The sequence below is a fragment of the Saccharopolyspora sp. NPDC002686 genome, assembly GCF_040295745.1.
GTDB classification, from domain to species: Bacteria; Actinomycetota; Actinomycetes; order Mycobacteriales; family Pseudonocardiaceae; genus Saccharopolyspora; species Saccharopolyspora oryzae.
Genome location: NZ_JBEOVY010000658.1, coordinates 1 through 1364 on the forward strand (window position 1 = coordinate 1; position 1364 = coordinate 1364).

Sequence of the window (1364 nt, forward strand, 5' to 3'; positions counted from 1 at the left end):
GGGTGACCGACTTCGACGACGTCGAGGTCGAGACCAAGCCGTTCAGCGTGGACTGGGACCTCTCGGCCGCCGAGAAGGGCGGCCACGACTACTTCATGCTCAAGGAGATCGAGGAGCAGCCCGAAGCCCTCGAGAACACGCTGCGCGGGCACTTCACCAACGGCAGCATCGTGCTCGACGAGCTGCGGTTGACCGAGCAGGACCTGCGCGACGTGGACAAGGTCTTCGTCGTCGCCTGCGGCACCGCCTACCACTCCGGGCTACTCGCCAAGTACGCCATCGAGCACTGGTGCCGGGTGCCGGTCGAGGTCGAGCTGGCCAGCGAGTTCCGCTACCGTGACCCGGTGCTGGGCCGCGACACCCTGGTGGTGGCGATCTCCCAGTCCGGCGAGACCGCCGACACCCTGGAAGCGGTGCGCCACGCCCGCACCCAGCGGGCGCGCGTGCTGGCGATCTGCAACACCAACGGCGCGCAGATCCCGCGCGAGTCCGACGCGGTGCTCTACACCCACGCCGGCCCGGAGATCGGCGTCGCGGCCACCAAGACGTTCCTCGCGCAGGTCGCGGCGAACTACCTGGTGGGCCTGGCCCTGGCGCAGGCGCGCGGCACGAAGTACTCCGACGAGGTGGCGCGCGAGTACTCCGAGCTGGCGTCGATGCCCGACGCGGTGCGCCGCACGCTGTCCACCGTCGACCAGGTGCGCAAGCTCGGCCAGGAGATGGCCGACTCGAAGGCGGTGCTGTTCCTGGGCCGCCACGTCGGCTACCCGGTGGCCCTGGAGGGTGCGCTCAAGCTCAAGGAGCTCGCCTACATGCACGCCGAGGGCTTCGCGGCGGGTGAGCTCAAGCACGGCCCGATCGCGCTGATCGAGGAGGGCCTGCCGGTGGTCGTGGTGATGCCGTCGCCGACCGGCCGGTCCCTGCTGCACCAGAAGATGGTGTCCAACATCCGCGAGATCCAGGCCCGCGGTGCCCGCACCATCGTGATCGCCGAGGAGGGCGACGAGACGGTGCGGCCGTTCGCCGACGAGCTGATCACCATCCCGGCGGTCCCGACCCTGCTGCAGCCGCTGGTCTCGACGATCCCGCTCCAGGTCCTGGCGGCGGAGATCGCCCGGGCCCGCGGCTACGACGTCGACAAACCGCGAAACCTCGCGAAGTCCGTCACCGTCGAGTGATCTCATCCCTCTGAAGGGCACCTCCGATCCCCTCGGAGGTGCCCTTCGCGCTTCCGTCGTCACCCGGTGACGCAAATTCAATGGAAATCAGAGGTCCGATTTCCATTGAATTTGCGGGAGTTCTCCACAGCCGAGACGACTTGTCCACAGGTGTCGGCGTGTCGGGGTCCGGAGGTCCCGACACGC

The 1364-nt window shown here is 68.7% G+C and carries 1 protein-coding gene; it reads left to right on the forward strand.

Features of this window, described 5'->3' with window-relative positions; all coding sequences use genetic code 11:
• A partial coding sequence (gene glmS, locus ABTZ89_RS38685; protein ID WP_351054465.1) for a glutamine--fructose-6-phosphate transaminase (isomerizing) occupies positions 1-1178 on the forward strand: 1178 nt, incomplete at its 5' end.
• Positions 1179-1364: the final 186 nt, after the last annotated feature.